The following is a 3335-nucleotide window of genomic DNA, read 5'->3' on the forward strand; positions in this document are numbered from 1 at the left end:
GGGCCGCTCTGCACCCCCGTAGTAAAGTCCCGGCAAAGGGCAACTCCGGGGGGAGCAAATGACGATGACGCGCCGCAGGCAGGTCGTCTGGTGGCTCCGGGGCGCGGCGCTGGCGGCCTTCCTGGTGTACCTGCCGGGCTACTTCTCCTCCCGCCAGGGCGGGCTGGTCGAGGTCGAGCGCCGGCTGAACCACCCGGTGCTGTTGCTCGGCACGGCCGTCACCCTGGCCATGGCCTCGGCGCTGGCCCAGGTCGAGTTCCGCACCAGGTGGGCGCAGATCGGCTGCGCGGCGGTCCTGTCGCCGCTCCTCGTCATCGGGGCGGCGGTCGGTGGCCTGGCGTACGTCTTCGGTGGCGACGGCCGGCTGGTCGACCGCAAGCCCGACCCGAACCGCTCCGACCACGTGCTGAGCGTCACCGACATCGCCTTCTCGATCGATCCGGTCTACCGGGTGGAGCTGCTGACCGGCACCGGCTGGTCGGCCCGCCACTGGGGCCTCGGCACCTGGGAGGAGGAGGACGGCTTCGTCAAGGCCGAATGGTCCGGTCCGGGCCGGATCACGGTGACCTTGGAGAAGGAGATCGAGGTCTTCACCGTGGGCGAGGACGGGACACTGGGCGGCCCGTCGTCCACGCCCCGGTCGCGGTAGCGGGCTGTAGTAGGGTCCGCGCCGAAGTTCGCTAACGGACCGCCGGGGGGCGACGATGACAGCGGTGCGCCGCAAACGGATCGCGTGGGGGCTCAGGGGCGTGGCGCTCGTGGCGCTGTCGGCCTACCTGGTGGGCCGGCACGCCTCCCGTTCGGGCGGGCTGGTGGAGCTCGAACTCTGGTTCCACCGCCCGGTCCTGCTGGTCGGGGCGGCGGTGGTGCTGGGTCTGATCTCGGTGATCGTCGAGCTGGACTTCCGTACGCCGGAGTCGCAAGTCGGCCTGGCCGGCGGCCTGGTGGCGCTGGTCCTGCTCGGAGTACCGGCCGCGCTGTCGACGCTCGCCGCGGACTCCGGGGTGCGGACCGCGCGGGAGCCCGCCCCGGGCCACCCGGACCGGGTGCTCGTCTTCACCGATGCCGCCGACTCGTTCGAGCCGGACCGCCGGGTGGAGCTGCTGACCGGCATCGGCTGGTCGGCCCGCCACTGGTCCCTCGGCGCCAGGGGGCCGGGCGAGCGCCTGCTCAGGGCCGAGTGGTCGGGCCCGGACCGGATCACGGTGACCTCGGAGAAGGAGATCCAGGTCTACACCGTGGGCGGGGACGGGATGTTGAGCAGCCCGTCGTCCACGCCCCGGTCGCGGTAGCGGGCCTGTAGTAGGGTCCGCGCCGAAGTTCGGTCAAGAACCGCCGGGGGGCGAAGGTGACAGCGGTACGCCGCAAAAGGATCGTGTGGGGACTCGGAGGGGTGGCGCTTCTGGCGCTGCTGGCCTACGCGGTGGGTCGGTACGAGTCCCGGTCGGGAGGGCTCGTGGTGGTCGAGCACTGGCTCAACCACCCGGTCCTGCTGGTCGGGACGGCGGTCGTGCTGACCGCCGTCGCGTTGTTCATCGGGATGGAGTTCCGGACCTGGGTGTCGCAGATCGGCTGCTCCGTCGCCCTGGTGGCGCTGATCTTCGGTGGGCCGCTGATCGCGTTCCTGGCGCTCGTGAGCGGCGAGGGGCGGATCGACCGGGAGGCCTCCCCGGGGCGCCCGGACCGGGTGCTGACCATGACCAACGTCGCCTTCTCGATCGACCCGATCTACCGGGTGGAGCTGGTGGCCGGCACCGGCTGGTCGGCCCGCCACTGGAGCATGGGGATCTGGAACACCCGGGGCGGCGACTTCGTGCGCGCCGACTGGTCCGGCCCGGACCGGATCACCATCACCGGCCGCAAGAAGGTCACGGTCTTCGACGTCCACCCGGACGGCAGCCTGAGCGAGCCCCGGGAGGAGCCCAGGCCCCCGAAGGGCTGAGGCCGGCCCGGCCCTCCTCCGAAATCCGGGGGAGAGCAGGGCGGTTCGGCTCGGCGGGGCGGTGTCACCAGGTGTCGATGCCCATGGTGGTGGCCGCGTTGTGGATGGCGTTGTAGTGCGGGATCGACATGTCGGACCTCTTCTGGCTCGCCGGCAGCTTCTTGTCGGCGGCGCGGAACTCGTCGCGGGCCTCCGCCAGCAGGCTGGTGCCGTGGGAGACGGGGACGTCCTTCGTGCCGTGTGCCGGGTGGGACTTGGCGGCCGTCTTGCTGCCGGCGTTGATGAGGGTGCCGCGGGCCTGGTTGTAGGCGGCCACCTTGATCGTCTTCGGGTTGCGGAGCTCCGCCCGCACCCCGGCCGTCGACGGCGCCTGCTCGGCGGCCAGGGCGGCGGGAGCGGCGGCGGTGGTGAGCGCACCCGTCACGATGACGGTGGCGAGGGCGTTGCGGAGGGTCCTGTGCATGAGGGTTGTCCTTCCGACAAGAAAGCATCAAGGATTCGCGCCCGCCGTGATGATGAAACGGTCGGGATGCGAACGTCTCGGCCCTACCCCGGCCCCCGGTGGCGGAAAACCGGCTTCCGTTCCGGGAGTTCGCAGAGGATGAGATCAGGCCTTTTTCCGATCATGTGCCAATAGGATCAGCGCGCGGATCTCCCCGGTGGGTCCGAGGGACTGCGCCGGGGGGAGGGGGAGCCCGGGCGCAACTCCGCGCTGCGGCAGACGGAGCAATGCGGTTCGTGGGCTGACTCCACTCGGGTTACTTGCCGTTGCGGGGGTCCGGTGCGGGTGATTCCCTCGGCTCCGTGGCCGTGTAGGCGGTCACGGAATTCGAGGAATCACCCTCGCAGAAGGAGAAATCCTTGTTCAGCATCAAGAAGGCGGCCGCCGTCGCGACCGCCGTCCTGGCCGTCACCGGCGCGGTGGCCTCGGCCTCGCCCGCCTCGGCGGGCGAAGTGCGCGGCCCCGGCCAGGAAGTGCGCTTCTACAACGAGTCCGTGAACGGCTTCCTGGACTCCGCCAAGTACGGGACCGACGCCATCACCTGGCAGCCCAACGGCACGGTCTGGCAGGACTGGATCCTCCGCCCGACCCCCGGCGGCTACCTGATCGAGTCCAAGGGGAAGCCCGACAAGTGCCTCCAGGCGTTCGCGGAGCCCGGCACGCCGATCCCGCTCGTCGCGTGCAACCCCAACATCCCGACCCAGCAGTGGCAGATCGACCGGACGGGCGACAGGTATGTCATCGCCGAGGCCACGGACCAGGACTACGTCATCGCGGCGCAGAGCAACGGCGCCAACGTGGTGAAGGCGCTCCGCGACGACAGCCCGCGTCAGCTCTGGGACGTGGTTGCCCCCGCCGCCCCCTGAGCCTCCAGCGGCACCTTCCCGCCCC

5 protein-coding genes are annotated in these 3335 nt (G+C 71.0%); 4 read left to right on the forward strand and 1 reads right to left on the reverse strand.

What is annotated here, in order from left to right:
• Positions 1-64: 64 nt before the first annotated feature.
• The 3 genes from ACFU6K_RS34605 (at position 65) to ACFU6K_RS34615 (ending at position 1942) form a co-directional block, all read left to right on the forward strand.
• The gene (locus tag ACFU6K_RS34605) at positions 65-649 is read left to right on the forward strand and encodes a hypothetical protein (RefSeq protein WP_380669908.1); all 585 of its coding nucleotides are present in this window, start codon (positions 65-67) and stop codon (positions 647-649) included.
• A gap of 64 nt (positions 650-713) precedes the next feature.
• Positions 714-1292 (forward strand): hypothetical protein, encoded by a 579-nt coding sequence (locus ACFU6K_RS34610; protein WP_380669910.1) that lies wholly within the window; start codon positions 714-716, stop codon positions 1290-1292.
• 101 nt (positions 1293-1393) lie between these two features.
• Positions 1394-1942 carry a hypothetical protein gene (locus ACFU6K_RS34615; RefSeq protein ID WP_380669912.1) on the forward strand — a complete coding sequence of 183 codons (549 nt, stop codon included), beginning with the start codon at positions 1394-1396 and terminating at the stop codon, positions 1940-1942.
• A gap of 64 nt (positions 1943-2006) precedes the next feature.
• Here ACFU6K_RS34615 and ACFU6K_RS34620 read toward each other — a convergent pair whose 3' ends face one another.
• Entirely contained in the window at positions 2007-2405 is a 399-nt protein-coding gene (locus ACFU6K_RS34620; RefSeq protein WP_380669914.1) for a hypothetical protein, read from the reverse strand.
• 398 nt (positions 2406-2803) lie between these two features.
• On the opposite strand from ACFU6K_RS34620, the gene ACFU6K_RS34625 reads away from it, so the two are divergent.
• Complete coding sequence (locus tag ACFU6K_RS34625; RefSeq protein ID WP_380669916.1) at positions 2804-3310, forward strand: RICIN domain-containing protein; 507 nt, start codon at positions 2804-2806, stop codon at positions 3308-3310.
• The last annotated feature ends 25 nt before the right edge of the window (positions 3311-3335 follow it).

Source organism: Kitasatospora sp. NPDC057512 (assembly GCF_042802135.1).
Classification (GTDB): domain Bacteria; phylum Actinomycetota; class Actinomycetes; order Streptomycetales; family Streptomycetaceae; genus Kitasatospora.